An 18,486-nucleotide genomic window follows, 5' to 3' on the forward strand; every position below is an offset into this window, starting at 1 on the left:
AGCTCAGGCCGAGCACAGCGCTCCTGGCCGACCCGAAGGATCGACGGCCGCGCCGATGAGGGACGAGACCGCCGCGGCCGCGCCGTCCCGAATGCAGATCGGCGCAGGGCCGCATCAGACCTCCACCCCTCTCCCGGGCCGCGAGCGCCGTCGCCCGGCCTACGCGGCGCTGGACCTCGGGACCAACAATTGCCGTCTGCTGGTCGCGGAGCCGACCTTCAGCGGCTTCCGCGTGATCGACGCGTTCTCGCGGATCGTCCGGCTCGGCGAGGGTCTCGGGACGTCGGATCGGCTGAACGAGGCGGCGATCGAGCGTACTGTGGAAGCCTTGCGCATCTGCCGGACCAAGATGCAGGCCCGCGGCGTGCAGCGCGCTAAGATAATCGCCACGGAAGCGTGCCGGCTCGCGGTCAACGGTGCGGCCTTCGTCGAGCGTGTCCGGCGCGGCGTGGGCCTCGACCTCGAGATCGTCGACCGCCAGACCGAGGCCTATCTCGCGGTGACCGGCTGCGCGGCGCTGGCCGATCCGCTCGCCGAATCGGTCGTGATCTTCGACATCGGCGGCGGCTCCACCGAGATCGCGTGGCTCGACGGCGCGGCCGCCAACCCATCCACCGACCCGACGTTGCGGATCCGGGCCTGGGATTCGTTGCCCGTCGGCGTCGTGACCCTGGCCGAACGCCACGGCGGCGCCGAGGTCACGCGGCGCATGTTCGAGGGTATGGTCGAGGAAGTGGCCGAGAAGCTCTCGCCCTTCGCGATCCGTGCGGCCGCCGCCGCGACGGCGCCGCATTTCCACCTGCTCGGCACGTCCGGCACGGTGACGACGATCGCCGCCATGCATCTGCGGCTGGTGCGCTACGAGCGGCGGCGCGTCGATGGCCTGTGGATGGACGACGCCGACGTCACCACCGCGATTGACGATCTGCTCGACACGCGGCTGGAGCAGCGGGCCGACAATCCCTGCATCGGCCGCGACCGGGCTGACCTCGTGCTGGCCGGCTGCGCGATCCTGGAGGCGATTCGCCGGGCCTTCCCGTCCGAGCGCCTGCGCATCGCCGATCGGGGCCTGCGCGAGGGCCTGCTGATGAACATGATGCGGGAGGACGGGGTCTGGAACCGGAAGGCTGTAAGATGAAGGCATCGCCGAAGAAGGGATCACGATGAGCGACCGGCGCGGCGGCGCGAGTTCTGGCGGCGGCGTGCGCGGGGAGCTGAAGCAGCGGGTCAAGACCGGCCGCGGACGAACCCTATCGCAGAAGCGCTGGCTGGAGCGGCAGCTCAACGATCCCTACGTGGCCCGGGCCAAACGCGAGGGCTATCGGTCCCGGGCGGCCTACAAGCTCTTGGAGATCGACGAGCGCTACAAGTTGCTGCGGCCCGGCCAGAGGATCGTCGACCTCGGTGCCGCCCCGGGCGGCTGGTCGCAGGTTGCTGCCCGTATCGTGGGCGCTTCCGGCAAGATCGTCGGCATCGATCTCCTCGAGATCGAGCCGATGGCCGGCGTCGAATTCATCACCCTCGACTTTCTCGATCCCGAAGCCCCGGCCACGCTGACCGCGCTGCTCGGCGGCCCGGCCGACCTCGTGATGTCCGACATGGCGGCCAACGCCACCGGCCACAAGAAGACCGATCACCTGCGCATCATCGGCCTCGCCGAGACCGCGGCTGAATTTGCCCGCGAGGTGCTGGGGCCGGGCGGCGCCTATCTCGCGAAGGTGCTGCAGGGCGGCACCGAAAGCGCGCTGCTCAGCGACCTGAAGCGTGACTTTGCCACCGTCCGCCACGTGAAGCCGGCGGCGAGTCGGGCCGATTCGAGCGAGCTCTACGTCCTTGCGACCGGCTATCGCGGCACGCCGGACGGCACCCGGGCGTCCGACGAGGACTGAGGCGAGCCGGCCGGGTCAGCCTGTTCACCGACACAGTTCAGCACGTGGAGGATCGGGCCGGTCGGATCACCGACAGCCTCGACCTGATGTACGGGCTCGCCGTGCCATCCGCCGGACGTGGCGTGGGACTGGGAGACACGCTCCCTTCGGACGAGATCGGTCGGCGACATCGGCTAACCGATCGGATCCGCGCCTATCCAGACTGCGCGCTTCCCGGGGTGTGACGACCGGATACGAAAAAAGCCGCCCCGATTGTTCGGGACGGCTCTTCCAGATCACCGATCGCAGTCAGCTATTCTTCTACTCGGTGGTGGTGTCGTCGGACGACGTCCGCGGCACGCCCTCCTCCGCCACGCCCTCGAAGCGCGGACGGCGGCGGCGACGCGGCTTGGCGGCCGGAGCCTCCTCGGCGGAAACCTCCGGCTCCGGCGCGGTCGGCGGCTCGGCCGCAGCGACGGGGCGGGCGGGAGCCATCAGGAATGCCGGCAGGCCTGCGGGATCCTCGGCAACGACAGGCGCAGCCTCGCGCCGGCGCTCGCGCCGCGGAGCGGCCTCGCCACGCGGAGCGGCCTCGCCACGCGGAGCACGCTCCGGACGTGCGTCCGAGCGGGGCTCCTGACGCGTCTCTGTGCGCTGCTCGATACGCACCGCCTCGCTGCGTCCGTTGTCGTAGCGCCCCTGATCGACGCGTGCATCCTGCTGGCGGTTGTCTGGACGGTTCTCTTGGAACCCCTCTTGCCGGCTGTCGGCTTGCCGATTGTCCGGGCGGTCCTGCCGGTAGTCCGGCCGGCTATACTCTTGGCGGTCCTGCCGATTGTTCTGTCGATCCTGTCGGTAGTCAGGGCGCTGATAATCCTGCCGCTGGTAGTCCTGACGTTGCTGGTCCTGACGCGGCTGATCGTGACGTTGCTGATCGTTGCGTTGCTGGTCCTGGCGCGGCTGATCCTGCCGGCGGTAATCCTGCCGGCCGTTGTTGTCGAAGCGGCGCTGGTCGCGGTTCTGGAACCGGTCGCGATTCTGGCGCCCGTCCTGGTTCGTGTCGCCGCGGGTGTCGTAGGGCTGGGGCTGCTGTCCCGGATCGCCGTCGTCGTAGCCGTTGTAGGCGTGACCGTTCTGGGACGTGCCGTTGCCCTGGCCGTCCTCATCGCCCTCGTCCATCTCGTCGTCATCGGACCGGCTGGCGTAACCGCCCGTATTCGAGGGACGGGTCTGCTCTTGAGCACCGGACACGATCCGGAAGTAGTGCTCACCGTGCTGGAAATAGTTCTCGGCAGCGACCGGATCGCCCGCCGCGAGCGCGTCACGCGCGAGCTGTGCGTACTTGTCGGCGATGTGCTGCGGGGTGCCGCGAATTTTAACGTCGGGACCGTTGGATTCGTACGAGCGCGTCAGTGGATTCGGACCTTTCGGCCGATTCCGGCCGCGCATCCGTCGATTTTGGTTTGGTCTCATCGGTCTGTAATGACCCTCGTTCACGCAAACGACTGTCTTCGGAGGCGCCAATCGGGACTTCGTGACGCGTGCCGGTCAAGCGCACCCGGCGGCGCCGCGCGTATGATCGCTGTGCGACCTTCGCGTCTGTCTGACCATCCCTCGCACCGCGTTCCCGGGCAAGGCACCGGAGACCAGCTGATTGTCAGGTTCAAGCGCTGTTAAACCGCCGCGCCGTCACGCGCGCTCTGGTTCAACGGTTTGGGGATCAGCGAACCCGTCGGCGACCTATGGTCGTCACCGACCCTAACGTTGTCCGACTTAACGAACCATCCGCGATCTTCAGATCAACATTAGCGTTCCCCGGCTCGGGCAACAAGCATTTTTTCGATGCATCCCGCTCCGTCGCGGTGAGCTCCACATTTGCGTAGGAGCGCCGGTCAATAAAAGCGCTGCGGCGTGGCCAATTGCGGCGCAATCGGGCGTGTGGGCCTATCCGCTGTCGGACGATACGTGGGGATCCCACGCGGCTTTGGGAAGACCGAAACACAGCACACGATCATGACAGGCGAGATCGCGGGTCAGGCCGCGATCCGCGAAGCCGGCCGCAACGGCCAGGTCGCGGACTGTTTCGGCCTGATCGTATCCGATCTCCAGGGCGAGCATTCCCCCAGGGGCGAGCAGGTTTTGGGTCCGGACGCCATCGAGGATACGTCGATAGGCATCGAGACCGTCCGGGCCGCCGTCGAGGGCAGCCAGGGGATCGTGCTCGTGCACCTCGCGGTGCAGGGTCCGGATGACGTCGCGCGCGATGTAGGGCGGGTTCGAGACCACGAGATCGAAGCGCCCCCGGATGGCGTCGCACCAATCCGACACCGCAAAGGCTGACCGACTGCCGAAACCGTTCGCCACGATATTGTGACGGGCTATCCTGAGGGCGGGCTCCGAACGGTCAAGACCGGTGCCGAAGGCGCCGGGAAGCTCACTCAACAACGCCGCCAGGATGCAGCCGGAGCCCGTGCCGAGATCGAGGCATCGCACCGGTGCGCTCCGGTCCGACACCGTGGCCAGCGCGGCTTCGACCAAGATCTCGGTGTCGGGCCGCGGGACCAGGGTCTCGGGTCCGAGGCGGATGGGTAGGCCCCAGAACTCCCACGCGCCGAGGATACGGGCCACGGGCTCGCCGGACAGACGCCGCGCCAGCGCAGCATCCAGAGCGGCCGCCTCGTGATCGTGCAGGCGCTGATCTCCTGCGACGAGAAGGTCGCGCGCCTCGAGCCCGAGGAGCCCCATCAGCAGGAAGCGGGCATCGCCCGCCGCTTCTCCGAGGCCCCCCGCATGCAGCACGGCCGTGCTGCGCCGAAGGGCCGCGCGGCGGGACAGGCCGTGGCTCGATCCGGATATCACGTGCCGCTCAGGCCATGCCCTCGGCGGCGAGGAGCTCCGCCTGATGTTCGGTGATCAGGGCGTCCACCACCTCGTCGAGGGCCGTGCCGGCCATCACCTCCTCCAGCTTGTAGAGGGTCAGGTTGATCCGGTGGTCGGTCACCCGGCCCTGCGGGAAGTTGTAGGTGCGGATCCGCTCGCTACGATCGCCCGAGCCGACCTGCGCCTTGCGATCGGCCGCCCGGACGGAATCCTTGGCGCTCCGCTCAGCCTCGTAGAGCCGGGCGCGGAGCACCGCCATGGCGCGCGCGCGATTCTTGTGCTGCGAACGCTCCTCCTGAACGAACACCACGATGCCGGTCGGCAGATGGGTGATGCGGATCGCCGATTCGGTCTTGTTTACGTGCTGGCCGCCCGCGCCCTGGGCGCGCATCGTGTCGATCTTCAGATCCGCGTCGTTGACGTGGATGTCGACCTCCTCGGCCTCGGGCAGCACCGCCACGGTTGCGGCCGAGGTGTGGATCCGCCCCTGCGTCTCGGTATCGGGCACGCGCTGCACCCGATGGGCACCGCTCTCGAACTTGAGGCGCGCGAACACGCCCCGCCCCTTCACCTCTGCGACAACTTCGCGGAAGCCGCCGGCCGTACCCTCGCTCTCCGAGATCACCTCGACGCGCCAGCCCTTCGACTCGGCGTACTTCGCGTACATCCGGAACAGGTCACCGGCGAACAGGGCGGCCTCATCGCCGCCGGTGCCGGCCCGGACTTCCAGGATGGCGCTTTTCTCGTCGGCGGCATCCTTTGGCAGCAGCAGGAGTTGCAGGTCGCGATGCGCCGATTCGAGGGCAGCCTGTGCCTCCGGCTTCTCCTCAGCGGCGAGCGCCCGCATCTCGGAATCCGTGCCGGGCTCATCGATCAGCGCCTCGACGCCGGACAGATTCTCCGAGGCCGCACGGTAGTGGCGGATCGCCTCCACCACGGGACCCAGGTCGGACAGCTCCCGCGACAGCTGGATCACGGTGTCTGGAGTGCCCTCGCCGGAGGCGAGCTGCGCGGTGACGATATCGTGCCGCGCCAGGATGGCGTCGAGACGCTCGGTCGGAAAGGGGATCATCGCCCGTGATTCTAGAGTTGTTCGCAAGGCGTCCCGGCCGGGACGTGGAGAAGCACGGACGGCAGGGTTCGAGCCCCGGCGCCCAGTCCTCCCCCATGCCTCTCCCGTACGGGGACGGACACGGCGGCGTGCCGCCCGGAAACGTCATGGCGTTGCCCTACAACTCCGGCCGAACGGTCGGCAAGAGTCGAGACCCTAGATAGGTACGCCGTGGGCGTGCGCGAAGGCTGTGAGAGCCGGGCGCAGGGAGTCGCCGTCGTGCATCCGCGCCATCTCGGTGTCGATCAGCTCGGCCACCGCCCGGGCATCCAGGCTCAGCACCATCGCCTTGACCGGACCGATGGCAGCCGGCGACATTGACAGGTCGCGATAGCCGAGGCCGATCAGCGCCATCGCGTCCAGGGGGCGGCCGCCGATCTCGCCGCAGACCGTGACGGGACAGCCGGCTGCGTTCGACCGCTCGGCGATCAGCCGGAACGCCCGGAGCGCAGCGACGCTGAGCGGATCGAAGCGGTTGGCGACGCGGCGGTTTTCGCGATCCACCGCGAACAGGAACTGCATCAGGTCGTTTGAGCCCACCGACAGGAAATCCGCCTCCTTGGCAATCTCGTCGATCTGGAACAGGAGCGAGGGCACCTCGATCATCGCTCCGAGGCGGCACTCGGTCGGGAGTTCGTAGCCGTGGCGCTTGAGGTAGGCCTTCTCGCGCTCGACGATGCCGCGGGCGCGGACGAACTCGTCCACTGTGGCCACCATCGGAAACATGATCTTCAGCGGATCGCCGTTGGCTGCCTTCAGAAGCGCGCGAAGCTGCATCCGCAGCAGAGCCGGCCGGTCGAGGCCGATGCGGATCGCCCGCCAGCCGAGCGCAGGGTTCTCTTCCTCGAGCTTGGCCATGTACGGCAGGATCTTGTCGCCGCCGATGTCGAGGGTGCGCACCGTCACGGGCTTGCCCTTCGAGGCGGCGAACACCTTACGGTAGAGTTCCTGCTGCTCGACCGCGGAGGGCATCCGCTGCGCCACCATGAATTGCAGCTCGGTGCGGAACAGGCCGACGCCCTCGGCGCCGGTCTCCTCGAGGTGGCTGAAGTCGACCAGAAGCCCGGCATTCAGATGCAGCCCGACCCGCACCCCGTCGCGGGTCTGGGCCGGCACGTCGCGCAGCGCCCGGTACTGCTCCTGCCGGCGGGCGCGCAGGCGCACCATCTCGGCATAGGCCGCCTCGACCTCGGGGCCGGGCCGGACATGGATCTCGCCGGCCACGCCGTCGACGATGATGGCATCGCCCGCGTCGCAGAGCGCGGTCGCGTTCTCCACCTCGCCCACCGCCGGGATGCCCAGCGCCCGGGCCACGATGGCGACGTGGCTGGTGGGACCGCCCTCCTCCAGCACGATTCCGCGCAGCGTCGACGCTTCGTAATCGAGGAGCGCCGCCGGTCCCATCGTCCGCGCCACCAGGATGGCGTTCTCAGGCAGGACGAAAACCCCCGCCGCGCCAGGGCCGATCAGTGCCCGCAGCAATCGATTGGCGAGGTCATCGAGATCGTGCAGCCGCTCGCGCAGGTACGGGTCGGACTGGCGCATCATCTTGGCGCGGTTGTCCGACTGGACCCGCTCGACCGCGGCCTCGGCGGTCAGGCCGGAGGCCACCGCCTCGCGCATCCGCCGGAGCCAGCCCTTGTCGTGGGCGAACATCCGAACGGTCTCCAGAACCTCGCGAGATTCCGCCGTGCCGATCCGGTCGCCGCGCTCCACAAGGGCATCGATCGCCGAGCGGACCTCCTCGATCGCCGCGTCGAGCCGGGCGACCTCGCGATCGACGTTCTCGGCAATCAGCGTCTTCACGATCACGCGGGGCTCGTGCAACACCACGTAGCCGAGGCCGATCCCGTCGGCGAGGGCGATGCCCCGGGACAGGACCGGGCGACGGGCGGCCGTGCCTGCGTCGGGGGCCAAGCTTTCCAGTTCGCCGGAGGCGATCATCTCCGAGAGCACCATGGCGGTGGTCTGGAGCGCCTCGATCTCCTCCTCGGAGTAGACGCGGTAGGTCTTGTTCTGGACTGTCAGCACGCCGAGCGTGTTGCCGGCACGGAGCAGCGGCACGCCCAGAAAGGCGTGATAGGCCTCTTCGCCGGTCTCCGGTCGGTACGAGAAGGCCGGGTGGTTCTGCGCGTCGGACAGGGAGAGCGGTTCGGCCGTGCGGGCGATCAAGCCGACGAGGCCCTCGTCGGTGCGCATGCGGGTCTGATGGACCGCTTCGAAGTTCAGACCCTCGGTGGCAAACAACTCTAAGGTGTTGTCATCCCGCAGCACGTAGACCGAGCACACCTCGGCCACGACGTTGGCGGCGATCAGGACGACGATGCGGTCGAGGCGTGCCTGGGGGCTGACCGGCTCCGCCATCGCTTCGCGGAGGCGGCGCAGCAGCAGGCGCGGGCCTCCGGGCGCAGCGGGCATCTGTTCGTCGTTCCAGTGTCGATGAGCGGTCTTGGCGTCGACCACCCTGCAACCTTGGCGCCAAGCTCGGGACGGCCGGCGCCGGATGAACCGTCGCGCTCTCGCCAGACGTGCTCTGGGATCGGCGAAACGGCCCGCGACTGTTCAGGTCGCACCATGCGCCCCGATCGAAACCGCCTCGTCCCAGGCTCAGGCCTGATCCAGGCCGTATAGCGAGTGGAGCGTGCGCACGGCAAGCTCCGTGTAGGCAGCGTCGATCAACACAGAGAACTTGATCTCCGACGTGGTGATCGCGCGGATGTTGATTCCCTTCTCGGCGAGCGCCCGGAACGCTTTGGCGGCGACGCCCGCATGGCTGCGCATGCCGACGCCGATCGCCGAGACCTTCACCACGTCGGTGGCGCCCTCGATCTGCGCGTAGCCGATCTGCGTCCGCGCCTCGTCGAGGATCTTCCTGGAGCGCTCGTAATCCGCGGCCGGCACCGTGAAGGTCATGTCGGTGGTCGACTGGTCGCCCGACACGGTCTGGATGATCATGTCGACGTTGATGTTGGCATCGGCCAGGGGCCCGAAGATCGCGGCGGCGACGCCGGGGCTGTCCTTGACCCGACGCAGGGTGATCTGCGCCTCGTCCCGGGAGAACGCGATCCCGGTGATGATCTGCTGTTCCACGGTGTCGTCCTCGTCGCAGATGAGGGTGCCGGGACGGGCGGCGTCCGGCGGATCGAAGGAGGAGCGGACCGTCGTCGGCACCCGGTGGACCATGGCGAGTTCAACCGAGCGGACCTGCAGCACCTTGGCGCCGAGCGAGGCCATCTCCAGCATCTCCTCGAAGGTCACCCGCTCCATCCGGCGGGCCTTCGGTACGATGCGTGGGTCCGTGGTGTAGACCCCGTCCACGTCCGTATAGATATCGCAGCGCTCGGCGCCGATCGCGGCCGCCACCGCCACTGCCGAGGTGTCGGAGCCGCCACGGCCCAAAGTGGTGATTCGGCCGGTCTCGGCGTGGATGCCCTGGAAGCCCGCGATCACCGCGACCTCGCCCTTGGCGAAGCCCGCCTCCAAATTCTTCGGGTCGATCTCGTCGATGCGGGCCGAGCCGTGCGCCTCGGAGGTCACCACCGGGATCTGCCAGCCCTGCCAGGAGCGGGCCTTCAGCCCGTCCTTCTGGAGGGCGATCGCCAGGAGGCCGGCGGTCACGAGCTCGCCGGAGGCGACGACGGCGTCGTACTCCCGGGGGTCGTAGAGCGGGTTCGCATCCTTGACCCAGTCGACCAGCTCGTTGGTCTTGCCCGACATGGCCGAGACGATCACGGCGACGTCGTAACCGGCCGCCACCTCGCGGGCGACGTGGCGCGCGACGTTGCGGATGCGGTCGACGTTGGCGACGGAGGTGCCGCCGAATTTCATCACCAGACGGGGCATGGGCTCTCGGTCGCGGGTTCCCGATGGCGACGGGGCCGGACCGACGCGGGCGGTCCGAAGGGTGCTGGGCGGGTACAAGCGGCTCGTTGAGGTGTCAACAACCGGCCAAGCATGACGCCCGCGCGACGCAGCGACTTGGCTGACGCCGTCGTGCTAAGGGCCGGCCGGACCTTCGAGGACGGGACGCGCATGGACAGGGCAGCCACGGATCGCGGCAGCGGGGGCTTCGTCGATCACGGCGAGGTCGCCCGGTTCGACGCGCTCGCCGCGACGTGGTGGGACGAGTCCGGACCGATGCGGGTGCTTCACCGATTCAATCCGGTGCGCCTCGCCTATATCCGCGACGCCCTATGCCGCCATTTTGGGCGCGACCCGCGAGCCCCCTTCCCGCTCGACGGCCTGACGATCTGCGATGTCGGCTGCGGCGGCGGCGTCCTGTCCGAGCCGCTGGCCCGGCTCGGCGCGACGGTGACGGGGCTCGATCCGGCCGAGCAGAACATCGCGGTCGCCCGCTCCCATGCCGAAGCGGCCGGCGTGCCGGTCGATTATCGCGGTGCGACGATCGAGGCGGTCGTGGCCGACGGGGAAAGGTTCGACGCCGTACTGATCATGGAGGTGGTAGAGCACGTCTCCGACATGCCGGCCTTCGTGCGCACAGCCTGCGCGGCGGTGAAGCCGGGCGGGATGCTGTTCGCCGCCACCCTCAACCGGACGATGCGCTCCTTCGCGCTGGCGATCGTGGGCGCCGAGTACGTGCTCGGCTGGCTGCCGCGGGGCACGCATGATTGGGGGAAGTTCGTGACGCCGGACGAGCTCGGCCGGGCGATCCGGACGGGCGGCCTCTCGGTCAGCGACACGGTGGGGGTCGTCTACAACCCGCTGACCGACGGCTGGCGCACCGGCCGGGACACGGCGGTGAACTACATGGTCGCAGCCGCGCGACGGGACTGAACCGGACGCATCCTCCGCCGTTGGCACCGCGGCGGAGACAGTGACGATGCTCGAAAAGATACCCAGTGCTTTGGGCGAAGCCCTGTCGGGCCTTAAGGCAGGCACCGAGAAGACCGCCTTCCACGCATCCTTTCCGGACGTCCCGGCATCGCTCACCCTGAGCAGTGATGCGTTTGCTGACGGGGCTGCGATACCGGCCCGTTGCACCGCAGATGGCGAAGGCCTGTCGCCGCCGCTCGCCTGGAGCGGCCTGCCGCCCGGCACCGCATCCATTGTGCTGCTGGTCGAAGATGCCGGTAGCCCGACGCCGCAGCCGCTGGTCCATCTGATCGTTTGGAATCTCCCGTCGGAACGGTCGGGTTTGGACGAAGGCGATGTCTCGAAGCCTAGCGCCAGTCCGGATGTCCCGCTCGGTCGAAACAGTTTCCTGCAGACGGCCTGGCTCCCGCCGGATCCGCCCAGCGGCCACGGCCAGCACGCCTATCTGTTTCAGATTTACGCTCTGGGGCAGACCCTCGACCTCGATGAGAATCCTGGCCGCAGCGCTTTGCTCGACGCAATGAAAGGCCTCGTCTTGGCCAAAGGCGTGCTGATCGGGACTTACGCCCGCGCGTGAGTGTCGACGGGTGTCGCACAATTGGGGCGATGACCGCGAACAACACGTTGTGCCACGTTTGACGAGCTTCTAATATTCCTCTTAGCATCCCTGCATTCGGGCAGCACCGTCGAAGTGTGATTGGGGAGCGGGCCTGTGGGGGTCGACGCTCGGCCGAAGCGGCGGGGCAACGAGCGCGTGGCACGCGCACTCGCAGCATCTGACGTTGGCACCTGGGAATGGCATCTGGACGACGAGATCCTCCGCTGCGACGCAGTCGCGGCCGGGATGCTCGGGATACCCAGGGCACGGGGCGATCGCGGCGGGAGCTTCACGTCTCTCCTCGACCGCATTCACCCCGAGGATCAGCTGCGGATCGAGGCGCTGATCGACGATCTTCGTCGGCAGGGCGGCCAGTTCGCGCCACAGTTCCGGACCGTTCCTTTAGCGGATGATGTCCGGTGGGTTCTGGCGCGCGGGCGCTTCAATCTAGACGCCGGGAATTCCGTGTGCGAGGCGCGCGGAATCGTCATCGACGTCACCGCAAGCAGCCATGCCGGCGTTCTCGATGAGGTCACCTTCCGCGCGACGGACGTGGTGGCCGGCGGGATCGACCGTGTCGCCGAGTTGGCGCTGATGCTGTTTGAGTCGGCGGCGAACCTGGGCCAGCAGCAGTTCGATCGACTCAAGCCGGTACTCGACGTGTTGCTGCATGAGATCGGACGCCAGCTGGAGGAGCCGTCGCCGATCCCGCATCTGGAGAGCATTCATTGACCGTCCTGTCGTGGCGGCGCCTTGCCTTACCGGGGGCAATCCTGATATGGCGACGCCATTCCGCGATGCGTGTGCCGTGATCGCCGGACGTGTTCGCGCGTCCAGCCCCGCGACGACGTTCCCGACACCCTTTCCATGGACGGCCCTCCGGGCTCGAGAGACCGATGAAGATCCGCAACTCCCTCAAGTCCCTGCGCGGCCGTCACCGCGACAACCAGCTCGTGCGTCGCAAGGGCCGGGTCTACGTGATCAACAAGACCCAGAAGCGCTTCAAGGCCCGTCAGGGCTGAAGCCATTCGGATAGCCCGGCTCAGGCCGGAATTCAGCAGCCGCGCCCACCCGGGCGCGGCTGTTTTCGCATGCGCGGCACCGGGGCACGTTGACGAGCTTGTCGACGGCGAACACTCTGGCCCCATGATGCCGACCCGCCTCCCCGCCGCACTGGTCTGCCTCTTGGCGCTGATCGTGGTATCGCCCGCCGCGCGGGCTGCGCCGGAGCCGAATCGCTCGGGGCGGACGGCGCCGGAGGCGAAGCCCGCGCCCAAGCCACCGAGCCTCGACGACCTGTTCGCCCGCTTGCGTGCCAGCGAGGATCCTGTCGAGGCCAAGGGCATCGCGAAGCTCATCGAGCGGCGCCTCGCCGGCTCGGGCAGTCCGACTGCCGACCTGCTCACGGATCGCGCCCGTCAAGCCGTCACCGCCCACGATTTTCCCCTCGCCGCTGAGCTGATGGACCGGGTCACGGCCCTTGAGCCCAACTGGTCCGAGGGCTGGAACCGGCGCGCCACGGTGTTCTGGCTCCTGACCGACAAGGACGACGCCATCGGCGATCTGAAGCGTGCCCTGGTTTTGGAGCCGCGCCATTTCGAGGCCTGGGCCGCCCTCGGCCGGATCTACGAGTCGCAGGACGACAAGGCTCGCGCCCTGTCGGCCTTCCGCCGGGCGAAGATGCTCTACCCGCAGATGGACAAGATCGGTGAGGCGATCGACCGCCTCGCACCGGAGGTCGACGGCCGCGACCTTTGACGCGGATGCTCGGCCTTCTCCTCACGCTCCTGGCCCTGCCGTTCGCGGCACTCGGCCTCGTCCTCGCCATCGGAGCGCTCGTTAGCTTCGCGATCACGCTGCGGGTGAACGCTACCTATCCGCCGGCCGGCCCCTTCGTCGCGGTGACTGGCGGCCGTCTCGCCACGCTTCAGGGTGGGCCGGCGGACGGGCCACCGATCATCCTCCTGCATGGCGCCTCGGCCAACGCATCGGACCCGATGGAGGGAATCGGTCGGCGCCTCGCCGCACACGGGTTCCGGGTCATCGCCTTCGACCGCCCGGGCTTCGGCTGGAGCGACCGGATCGCGGGCGCCGATGCCGCTGCGCCCACCGTGCAGGCGCGCCTGATTGCGGAAGCGCTCGCCCATATGGATGTCGGTCCGGCGATCGTCTTCGGCCATTCCTGGGCCGGGTCGCTGGCCCTGGCGCTTGCCCTCGATCATCCGGAGCGGGTCTCGGCGCTTGTCCTGGCGGCGCCCGTCGCGATGCCGATGCCGGACCGGGTGCCGGATCTGCCCTGGTACTGGCGGGTCGCCATGCAGCCTTCCGTGGCGTGGCTGCTCAGCCGCACGATCGGGCCGCCGCTCGCGCAGCAATTCCTGCCGGAGGCGGCACGCCGGGTGTTCACGCCCCAACCGGAAAACCCCGATTATCCGAAAGCCGCCCGCGCCACCCTCGTCCTGCGGCCCGGTACGTTACTCGCGAATGTGCAGGACCTCCTCGGTCTGACGAAGGCGCTGGCGGCTCAGGCCCCACGCTATGGCGAGATCCGGATCCCGACCTTGGTTATCGCCGGTGAGGCGGATCCGATCGTGCGCAGCGCGGAGCAGGCGATGCCGCTGGCCCGGGCGATCCCGGGCGCGCGGCTGGTCCTGCTGCCGGGGATCGGCCACATGCTCCAATACGTGGCGTCAGACCGCGTGACGGAGGAGATCGTCACGCTGTCTGACAGTTTGGCCCATGCCGCGACGGCTGCACCCGCCGCACATTGAGGCGCTCTCTTCACGTCGCTCCGATGTCGTTTCCTCGAGCACTGGAACTCGAGAGCGCGTCACGCCTTCTCGGCGTGCTCGCGGGTGATGAAGGTGAGCCGCACGAGATTCGTGGCTCCGGGCGTGCCGAACGGAAGGCCGGCCACCACGATCACCCGATCGCCCACCGCCGCGAACCGCTCGCGAACCGCGAATTTGGCGGCGCGGAACGACATGTCGTCCACGTCACTGGCATCCTTCGTGACGATCGGATGGGTGCCCCAGGCGAGCGCGAGGCGGCGCGCAGTCTCGCGCCGGGGCGTCAGGGCGATCACCGTGGCGTTCGGGCGCTCGCGCGACAGGCGCAGGGCGGTCGAACCGGAACTCGTCCAGGCCATGATGGCGTCGAGGTCGAGGGCGTCGACCATCTGATGCGCGGCCGCCGCGATCGCGTCGTTGGCGGTGTGGTCCGGCGTGGCGCTTTGGGCACGGATGATCGACCAGTAAAGCGCGTCTCGCTCAACCTGCTCGGCGATGCGGCTCATGGTTTCCACCGCGGCGAGCGGATGCGCGCCCGAAGCGCTCTCGGCCGAGAGCATCACGGCATCGGCGCCCTCGTAGACCGCGGTGGCCACATCCGAGACTTCGGCACGGGTCGGGACAGGCGCCGTGATCATCGACTCGAGCATCTGGGTCGCGACGACGACCGGCTTGCCAAAGCGCCGGGCTCCCCGAACGATGCGCTTCTGCACGCCAGGCACCTGCTCCAACGGCATCTCCACGCCGAGATCGCCGCGGGCGACCATCAGTCCGTCCGAGATCTCGATGATCTCGTCCAGTCGGGTCAGCGCCTGCGGCTTCTCGATCTTGGCCATCACCAGGGCTCGGCCGGCACAGACCTTCTTGACCTCCGCCACGTCCTCGGGGCGCTGAACGAAGGACACCGCGATCCAATCGGCGCCCGCATTGAGACCCGCGTTGAGATCCGCCCGATCCTTGTCGGTCATGGCCGGCACCGGGATCACCGTGTGGGGCAACGACACGCCCTTGCGGTTTGAGATGCGGCCGCCGACCTCGACCCGGGTCACCGCCCGGTTCTCCGATGTCTCGACCACCGAGAGCCGCAGCTTGCCATCGTCGAGCAGGATCGCGTGGCCGGGCTCCAGGGCCTGGAGGATCTCCGGATGCGGCAGGTGGCAGCGTGCGGAATCGCCGGGCGTCGGGTCGCCGTCGAGCACGAAGCTCGCACCGGCCTCGATCGTGACGGCGCCGTCCGCGAACGTGCCGAGCCGTAGTTTCGGCCCCTGCAGATCGACGAGAATCCCGATCGGACGCTTGGCCTCGCGCTCGATGATGCGGATCGCCTCGACCTTCTCGGGCAATTTTTCCCGGGGAAGATGGCTCATGTTGAGCCGGAACACGTCCACGCCCGCGCGGAACAGCCGTTCGATCATCTCGGGTGAATCGGAGGCCGGCCCGAGGGTGGCGACGATCTTCGTGCGGCGGGAGCGTTTCAAGCGGGATCCTCCGGGTATTTCACCGCGAGCCTTCAGGCGTCGTCGGGTTATTGGGACGGATGCGGGGGCGACCCGCAGCGAATCGTGCAGTGACGGCGCCGTCGCCCTACGGTTTGGCGGGGACGTCCGCGCGGTTCGGATCGGTCAGCTGAACAGTCCAGCTCTTCTGCTCGCCGGTATCGACTTCGAAGAAGCCATTGCGGTCGTAGCCCCTGGCGAGACAATCTTCGAGTCCGCGGATGGTGAACTCGGAATCACGGGTACACATGAGCGAGCGCCCACTCCACTCGCCGCCGCGCGTGTAATCCACCGCGAACACATAGTAGAATCGGGCCGCCAACGCACCTTTCAGCAGGGTCTCGCAGGCCTTCGGTGCGAGGTCCCACCACCCCTCCGTGACCCAGCCCTGCGGATCGCGGTAGCCCAGCGAGATCCCGACCTTGCTGCCGGTCTGGTTGCACAGGCGCAGGTCGGCTTTCGCCGGGCCCGCACCGAGGAGCGCGAACCCGAGGACCGTGAGTGCGGGCAGGAGTTGAGCCGCCCGGACGCGAACGCTGAAGCCATGCCCGATCGCGCTGCAATCGCCCACGGCTCCAAGCCTTTGGTTTGGGGCGCTCTTCTGCGCCAAACCGGCGTCCACGTCCGCGGAGAACGCACTAGTTGACGAGGATGATGCGGCAATCGTTGACATTGGTACAGGTCGGGCCGGGATTCACGAGGTCGCCGAGAGCCGCGAAGAACGCGGTCGAGTCGTTCTGCTCCAGCATCGCGGCCGGGTCGAGGCCGGCGGCGCGGGCGCGCTCGAGGGTGGTGGGATCGACGATACCGCCCGCGGGGTCGGTGGCGTGGCCTCGGCCGCCGTCGGTGCCGTCGGTATCGGCACTGATACCGGAAATGCCCGGCTCGCCCGCCAGGGCGACGGCGAGGGCCATCGCGTATTCCTGGTTCGGCCCGCCATTGCCCTCACCTCGGATGGTGACGGTCAGTTCGCCCCCTGAGATCAACGCAACTCGCTGGCCGGAAGCCTTGTAGCGCTTGGCCGCGACGGCGTGCTCGGCGGCGACTTCGCGGGCCTCGCCCTCCAGATCGGCGCCCAGCATCACGGGCTCGTAGCCGGCCGCTTTGGCCGCCTCGGCCGCCGCGTTCAGGGCGTCGATCGGGCGGGCGATGATGCGGTATTCCGCACGCGCAAAGGCCGGATCGCCCGCCTTCGGCGTCTCGTTGTTCGGGTCGTTGAGCAGGCGCGTCGCTTCTTCCGGTAGCGGGATGTTGCGGCGTTCGCAGATGGCCCGCGCATCGGCCAGCGTGGACGGGTCTGGCACGGTCGGCCCGGACGCGATCACCGCCGGATCGTCGAACGGCACATCCGAGATCGCCAGCGTCAGGATCCGCCGTGCGTTGCGGGCGGCGAGTGCGAGGCGCCCGCCCTTGATCCGGGAAATGTGCTTGCGGACCGTGTTGATCTCGCCGATCGGCGCGCCGGAGCGCAGCATCGCGCGGGTGATCGCCTGCTTCTCGATCAGCGTCAGATCACCGGCCGGGGCGATCCAGTTGGCCGAGCCGCCGCCGGAGAGCAGCACCAGAACCTCGTCGTCCGGCCCGGCCTCTGTGGCGAGCCGCAGGGCTTCCTTGGTCGCCGCAATGCCGGCCTCGTCAGGTACGGGGTGACCGGCCTCGACCATATGGATCCCGGGCGCGTCCTGTCCGTAGCCATGGCGTGCCACCGCGAGCCCCACGATCCGGTCGTCGCCGAGGCCGTGCTTCTGCCGGTAGAAGCGGCTCGCCACGGCGCTCATGCTGCCCGCGGCCTTGCCGGCGGCCAGGATGATCAGCCGGCCCGGGCTCGGTTCGGGCAGGTGCGGCGGCAGGGCGAGATCGGGATGGGCGGCCCGGATCGCCGCCGTGAGGAGGCTGTCGAGGAGCGCGCGCTGCCCCTGAATGGCGGGATCTGCGGCGGGCGGGACGGTCTCGGTCATGGCGTCGGACGGGCTCCTCTCTCGACCCGATCGCACGATCCCCACCCGTTTCTTGCCGGGGCGGCGGGCCCGTTTCTTGCCGTGAGCGCACGATCCTTGATAGGTGATCTGCCCGAGCCTTCGCGCCACGGCAAGCGCCTTCGGCGTGCCCGCACAGATTGGAAGACCTCGGAGCCCCGTGACCCGTCCGGAGAATGAAGCCGCCGCCCAGGTGCCGCATCCCTGCGAGATCATACCGGGCGATCCCGCCTGCGGCCTCGTCATCGCCTGCGACCATGCCTCGAATTATGTCCCACCGGACATCGAGCTCGGCCTGCCGCCCTCCGAATTCGCCCGGCATATCGCCTACGACATCGGTGCCGCGGCGGTGACCCGGAGCCTGGCGGCGCAGCTCGGCGCGCCGGCGATCCTGACGAATTTTTCGCGGCTGATCATCGATCCGAACCGCGGCCGGGCCGACCCGACACTAATCATGCGCCTCTCCGACGGCGCGGTGGTTCCGGGCAATGCCCGGATCGACGCGGCCGGCAAGCAGGCGCGGATCGCCCGGTTCTACGCGCCGTTCGACGAGGCCATCGACGCCGCGATCGGAGCCGCAGAGGCAGCGGGGCAACCGGCTAAGATCCTGACCATGCACAGTTTTACGCCGTACTGGCGTGGCATCCCGAGACCCTGGCAGGTCGGCATCCTGTACGACCACGACACGCGCTTCGCCCGACCGCTGATCGACGCGTTGGCGGCCGATCCGGCCGGGCTGACGGTCGGCGACAACCAGCCCTATGGCGGCGGCCTGCCGGGCGACACAATCGACCGCCACGCCACAGCGCGCGGGCTTCCGAATGCCCTGGTGGAGATCCGCCAGGATCTGATCACCGATGAGGCCGGTCAGGCGGAGTGGGCCGCGCGCTTCGCCCGCATCCTGCGTCCGCTGATGGCGGCTTGATCCCGGCGCT

General features: G+C 68.6%; 17 protein-coding genes. 9 read left to right on the plus strand and 8 right to left on the minus strand.

The window, feature by feature from the left end; translation table 11 throughout:
* Window positions 1–55: 55 nt before the first annotated feature.
* Both MKK84_RS15295 and MKK84_RS15300 read left to right on the plus strand, forming a co-directional pair.
* Entirely contained in the window at window positions 56–1,138 is a 1,083-nt protein-coding gene (locus MKK84_RS15295; protein WP_243921059.1) for a Ppx/GppA phosphatase family protein, read from the plus strand.
* A 25-nt stretch (window positions 1,139–1,163) separates the two neighbouring features.
* Window positions 1,164–1,889, plus strand: a complete 726-nt coding sequence (locus tag MKK84_RS15300; protein WP_243921061.1) for an RlmE family RNA methyltransferase — start codon at window positions 1,164–1,166, stop codon at window positions 1,887–1,889.
* A 300-nt stretch (window positions 1,890–2,189) separates the two neighbouring features.
* Here the strand turns inward: MKK84_RS15300 and MKK84_RS15305 are convergent, their stop codons facing one another.
* The 5 genes from MKK84_RS15305 to MKK84_RS15325 form a co-directional block, all read right to left on the minus strand.
* Entirely contained in the window at window positions 2,190–3,317 is a 1,128-nt protein-coding gene (locus MKK84_RS15305) for a DUF4167 domain-containing protein (RefSeq protein WP_243921062.1), read from the minus strand.
* A gap of 495 nt (window positions 3,318–3,812) precedes the next feature.
* Window positions 3,813–4,724: a peptide chain release factor N(5)-glutamine methyltransferase gene (prmC, locus tag MKK84_RS15310; RefSeq protein WP_409566508.1), complete on the minus strand. Its 912-nt coding sequence runs from the start codon at window positions 4,722–4,724 to the stop codon at window positions 3,813–3,815.
* 10 nt (window positions 4,725–4,734) lie between these two features.
* Window positions 4,735–5,820: a peptide chain release factor 1 gene (gene prfA / locus MKK84_RS15315; protein ID WP_243921066.1), complete on the minus strand. Its 1,086-nt coding sequence runs from the start codon at window positions 5,818–5,820 to the stop codon at window positions 4,735–4,737.
* Window positions 5,821–6,015: 195 nt separating this feature from the next.
* Window positions 6,016–8,277, minus strand: a complete 2,262-nt coding sequence (gene ptsP / locus MKK84_RS15320) for a phosphoenolpyruvate--protein phosphotransferase (protein WP_243921067.1) — start codon at window positions 8,275–8,277, stop codon at window positions 6,016–6,018.
* Between the two features lie 189 nt (window positions 8,278–8,466).
* Window positions 8,467–9,702, minus strand: a complete 1,236-nt coding sequence (locus MKK84_RS15325) for an aspartate kinase (protein ID WP_243921068.1) — start codon at window positions 9,700–9,702, stop codon at window positions 8,467–8,469.
* Window positions 9,703–9,891: 189 nt separating this feature from the next.
* On the opposite strand from MKK84_RS15325, the gene ubiG reads away from it, so the two are divergent.
* The 6 genes from ubiG (at window position 9,892) to MKK84_RS15355 (ending at window position 14,061) form a co-directional block, all read left to right on the plus strand.
* Window positions 9,892–10,653: a bifunctional 2-polyprenyl-6-hydroxyphenol methylase/3-demethylubiquinol 3-O-methyltransferase UbiG gene (ubiG, locus tag MKK84_RS15330; RefSeq protein ID WP_243921355.1), complete on the plus strand. Its 762-nt coding sequence runs from the start codon at window positions 9,892–9,894 to the stop codon at window positions 10,651–10,653.
* A 46-nt stretch (window positions 10,654–10,699) separates the two neighbouring features.
* Window positions 10,700–11,269 carry a YbhB/YbcL family Raf kinase inhibitor-like protein gene (locus tag MKK84_RS15335; RefSeq protein ID WP_243921070.1) on the plus strand — a complete coding sequence of 190 codons (570 nt, stop codon included), beginning with the start codon at window positions 10,700–10,702 and terminating at the stop codon, window positions 11,267–11,269.
* A gap of 177 nt (window positions 11,270–11,446) precedes the next feature.
* Complete coding sequence (locus MKK84_RS15340) at window positions 11,447–12,022, plus strand: PAS domain-containing protein (RefSeq protein ID WP_243921072.1); 576 nt, start codon at window positions 11,447–11,449, stop codon at window positions 12,020–12,022.
* 164 nt (window positions 12,023–12,186) lie between these two features.
* Window positions 12,187–12,312 carry a type B 50S ribosomal protein L36 gene (gene ykgO, locus MKK84_RS15345; protein WP_003601867.1) on the plus strand — a complete coding sequence of 42 codons (126 nt, stop codon included), beginning with the start codon at window positions 12,187–12,189 and terminating at the stop codon, window positions 12,310–12,312.
* Between the two features lie 124 nt (window positions 12,313–12,436).
* On the plus strand, window positions 12,437–13,048 hold the full coding sequence (locus tag MKK84_RS15350; RefSeq protein ID WP_243921074.1) for a tetratricopeptide repeat protein: 612 nt from the start codon (window positions 12,437–12,439) through the stop codon (window positions 13,046–13,048).
* Between the two features lie 5 nt (window positions 13,049–13,053).
* On the plus strand, window positions 13,054–14,061 hold the full coding sequence (locus tag MKK84_RS15355) for an alpha/beta fold hydrolase (protein ID WP_409566504.1): 1,008 nt from the start codon (window positions 13,054–13,056) through the stop codon (window positions 14,059–14,061).
* 59 nt (window positions 14,062–14,120) lie between these two features.
* On the opposite strand, the gene pyk is transcribed toward MKK84_RS15355, so the two are convergent.
* The 3 genes from pyk to MKK84_RS15370 form a co-directional block, all read right to left on the minus strand.
* Complete coding sequence (pyk, locus tag MKK84_RS15360) at window positions 14,121–15,557, minus strand: pyruvate kinase (protein WP_243921079.1); 1,437 nt, start codon at window positions 15,555–15,557, stop codon at window positions 14,121–14,123.
* A 106-nt stretch (window positions 15,558–15,663) separates the two neighbouring features.
* A complete protein-coding gene (locus MKK84_RS15365; protein ID WP_243921357.1) occupies window positions 15,664–16,086 on the minus strand; it encodes a DUF1036 domain-containing protein in 423 nt (140 codons plus the stop codon).
* Window positions 16,087–16,213: 127 nt separating this feature from the next.
* Window positions 16,214–17,533 (minus strand): glycerate kinase, encoded by a 1,320-nt coding sequence (locus MKK84_RS15370; protein WP_243921081.1) that lies wholly within the window; start codon window positions 17,531–17,533, stop codon window positions 16,214–16,216.
* 178 nt (window positions 17,534–17,711) lie between these two features.
* Between MKK84_RS15370 and MKK84_RS15375 the strand changes: the two genes are divergently transcribed.
* On the plus strand, window positions 17,712–18,476 hold the full coding sequence (locus tag MKK84_RS15375) for an N-formylglutamate amidohydrolase (RefSeq protein WP_243921083.1): 765 nt from the start codon (window positions 17,712–17,714) through the stop codon (window positions 18,474–18,476).
* The last annotated feature ends 10 nt before the right edge of the window (window positions 18,477–18,486 follow it).

This window comes from Methylobacterium sp. E-065, assembly GCF_022829605.1.
Classification (GTDB): Bacteria; Pseudomonadota; Alphaproteobacteria; order Rhizobiales; family Beijerinckiaceae; genus Methylobacterium.